This is a genomic window from Advenella sp., from assembly GCF_052108595.1.
Lineage (GTDB): Bacteria > Pseudomonadota > Gammaproteobacteria > Burkholderiales > Burkholderiaceae_B > Advenella.
Genome location: NZ_JBQEAU010000111.1, coordinates 12399 through 15433 on the forward strand (window position 1 = coordinate 12399; position 3035 = coordinate 15433).

Annotated in this window: 4 protein-coding genes and 1 pseudogene; 1 reads left to right on the forward strand and 4 read right to left on the reverse strand. The window is 52.6% G+C overall.

From position 1 onward, the window contains the following. Positions 1 to 525 (reverse strand): annotated as a pseudogene (locus ACTIKR_RS16945) (DNA alkylation response protein); the annotation flags it as partial. Positions 526 to 627: 102 nt separating this feature from the next. Between ACTIKR_RS16945 and ACTIKR_RS16950 the strand changes: the two are divergent. Beyond that, positions 628 to 1512, forward strand: coding sequence for a LysR family transcriptional regulator (locus ACTIKR_RS16950; RefSeq protein WP_442328464.1), 885 nt, complete (start codon positions 628 to 630; stop codon positions 1510 to 1512). A 102-nt stretch (positions 1513 to 1614) separates the two neighbouring features. On the opposite strand, the gene ACTIKR_RS16955 is transcribed toward ACTIKR_RS16950, so the two are convergent. From ACTIKR_RS16955 to ACTIKR_RS16965, 3 genes are all read right to left on the reverse strand, one after another. Then, on the reverse strand, positions 1615 to 1947 hold the full coding sequence (locus ACTIKR_RS16955) for a DUF192 domain-containing protein (protein ID WP_193088978.1): 333 nt from the start codon (positions 1945 to 1947) through the stop codon (positions 1615 to 1617). Continuing rightward, positions 1948 to 2649, reverse strand: a complete 702-nt coding sequence (locus tag ACTIKR_RS16960) for a type II secretion system F family protein (protein ID WP_193089082.1) — start codon at positions 2647 to 2649, stop codon at positions 1948 to 1950. Between the two features lie 189 nt (positions 2650 to 2838). Continuing rightward, positions 2839 to 3035: type II secretion system F family protein (locus tag ACTIKR_RS16965; protein WP_442328465.1), on the reverse strand; the 197-nt coding region annotated here is incomplete at its 5' end.

Genomic DNA, 3035 nt, shown 5'->3' on the forward strand with positions numbered 1-3035 from the left:
GGCGCCCTGTTGCAGATCGGCAAACTCGGTTGCCGTCACTTGCGGCAAGACCTGTTCGACCAGGGCCGGATCACCGAATTTTTTCAGCGTTCGCGCCAGGGAATCGGTCATGCTTACAGGACAGCACAGCCCGAACTCGGCCTGCACGAATAAATGTGACAACGCGTACTTGGCCGCGGGAGGAAAGGGTTGATTCCAGCCCAGAACCCCAGGCCGATGCGACATGGCTGCCAGCCCAAGTTTTTCATAAGCCATTTTCTCCAGCTCAACATAAGCCGGATGTTTGGTAACCGCGCAGGCATCCTGGCCCTGGCGGTTGCGCACCGACAGTACAGGCGGGTTTTTATCGGCCGTATCTGCAAGCTCATCCAGGCGTGACCCCACTGCTGCGCCCAGTTCATTGAAAACCGGCAACAGGTGGGTATAGAGCGGCGCCGGCAGATAGGTTTTCAACAAGGCACCGGAATAAGGATCCAGCGTAAAAAAATTGCTGCCCCGGCTATCCGGAATATTATTTGTCTCCATGTCCTGGCCTTTGTGAACTTAAATAATATACCCAGCGTAATTAAATCGATGTATATATGGAAATACTATTTTTATTTAGATCTATACATATAATATATAGATATGGATCTGGAACTGCGCGCCCTTCGCTATTTTGTTGCCGTTGCCGAAACCCTCAATTTCAGCAAAGCCGCGGCGCGCCTGAACATTTCACAGCCGCCATTGAGCCTGGCCATACGACAGCTTGAAGAGAAAATGGGCGCGCAGCTGTTTGAACGCAACAGCCGGCATGTCAGCCTGACGCCCGCGGGCGCCGTGCTATACAAGGAAGCACTTTTCCTGCTCAGTCACGCCGGCTCGCTCAAAAATCGCCTTGCCCACTCGACAGAGCGTGGCCGCCTGCGCATCGGCTTTGTGGGTTCCATGGTCTATCGCGGCCTGCCGGCACTGTTGCAGCGGCTGGGGCCTGAAGGCGAGCAGATCAATATTGAACTGGCCGAATCCAATTCAAGCGACATTGTCGATAAAGTTGCAATGGGCCATGTCGATGTGGGATTCATCCACAGCAATCGGCTGCCGACCGATTTGCAGGACAAGGTGATTGTCACCGAGCCGTTCCTGCTTTGCGCCCACAAGGACAATCCCATACTGCAAAGGAAGGCCCCTGCCCTTGCCGACTTCAGCGCGCAGCGGTTCATCTTTTTTTCGCGTCATGTGTCGCCGGTTTACTATGAAATACTCCTGTCAATGTGCATCAGCGCCGGGTTCTTTCCCAAGGCTGTAGACGAGACGCGTCACTGGCTGAGTATTCTGAGCATGGTATCCCAGAACATGGGCGTGTCACTGGTGCCGGCCTGTATGAAACACTGCGGCCTGCCGGATTTACAATTTCTGGAATTTGAGCACACCCAGCGCTCTATTACATCTGTTATATGGTCGCGAAAAAAACAGGATCCGATCATCAGTCATACCATTGACCGCATTATTGCATTTTATGACACCGCGTAAAGCTTCGCGATGCACGGCTGCTTCGCCTGTTGGTTGAACTGGCTGGCTTTTTTGAAATTGTTTAGCGTGTGCCGTTTGCTGATGATCGAACGAACGATTTTTTCAGGCGACATTCATGGGCAATAGCAAAGCGACAAGCTCCCGCGCTTGCCTGTTAGAGGTAATGGATCCTGCGCGAAGCTCAAGCACCGACCGCGCCGGCCAGTACCAGGCCACGCGTGCAGGAGCAAGATAATCGATAAAATGCAGGACACGCGACTGCTTGTCCAGAAAGATAACCGTCAGCGGAACAGTCATGCCGAAAGTATGGACACTGTTACAGGGAACAAAGTGGAAAACATGTCGGGGATGAATAACCTTCCGTCCCATTAAGCCGACCAGGCGCTGAAAAAAACAGTCAAACGTGATTAGTGTATAGGTGGACGATAGCCGCATTCATACTCCGGATTGCAGGATTTTTACCGCGATGGGAAATGCCAGAACGATAAAGGTGCAGGGAAAGATGCAGAAAATCAGCGGCAATAGCATTTTTACCGGCGCTTCCAGAGCCAGCTTTTCTGCACGGTTAAAACGCTCCTGTCTGCGCTGGTCCGATTGCGAACGCAATAACGGACCGAGCGACATACCCATGCTTTCCGCTTGCGCAATGGAGGCAACCCATAGGGACACTTCCGCAGTACCGGTACGCGCGGCCATGGCCTTCAGCGCATCAATGCGGGGCTTACCCGTGCGTATTTCGCTTAGGCAGTAACTCAACTCATCACGCAAAACACCAGGCGAACACAGGTTTGTCGTGTGATACAAAGCGCCTTGCAAGTTCTGGCCGGCCTCTACACACAAGGTCGTCATATCCAGCAGGAAGGGCAACTCACGCAAGATCCGCTGCCGGCGCCTGGTGCCACGTTCTCGCAACCACAACAGTGGCAGCAGCAAGCCTGCCAGCCCCATGACAAGTGCAATCAACAGCACGGATATGAGGCGTTCATTCAGTTGCGACACTTGTATGAGAACGCTACTGACGAAAGCGCAGCAGGCGAACAGGCATTGGATGCCGGCAATGTGATCGATCTGCACCACCTGCTCGAGCCCTGCGCTGCGCAGCAATGACACCAAACGCGCGCGATATCTCCATGACATAAAACGTATGATGGTGCGCCCCAGCACGTGGATCCACGGCCAAAGCAAGACTAATACTTTTTTCTCCTGATAGGCCTGTGGCACAACGACCTTTTTGCTTGCAGGCGAAAGAAAAAGGTAAAGACCAAGGCAAATGGAAATACCCGTGAATATGCAACTAACCCAGAATGCCATTTTCTTTTTTCATTCCTAAATATCGATATTCACAATTTTGAGAATAAGCCAAATGCCCAGCGCTTCCAACAAAAAAATAATCGCCAGGACGATCCACCCAGCCGGATGGAACCACATCGGATACATGGCTGCCGGATCCAGCATATTGAGCACCATCATCAGGAGCAACGGCAATCCTGCCATGACCCAGGCCTGCATTTTCCCCTGTGACG

Coding starts and splice junctions, on each gene's coding strand:
- ACTIKR_RS16950 (WP_442328464.1), top strand. CDS start 628: ATGGATCTGGAACTGCGCGCCCTTCGCTATTTTGTTGCCGTTGCCGAA.
- ACTIKR_RS16955 (WP_193088978.1), bottom strand. CDS start 1,947: ATGCGGCTATCGTCCACCTATACACTAATCACGTTTGACTGTTTTTTT.
- ACTIKR_RS16960 (WP_193089082.1), bottom strand. CDS start 2,649: ATGTCATGGAGATATCGCGCGCGTTTGGTGTCATTGCTGCGCAGCGCA.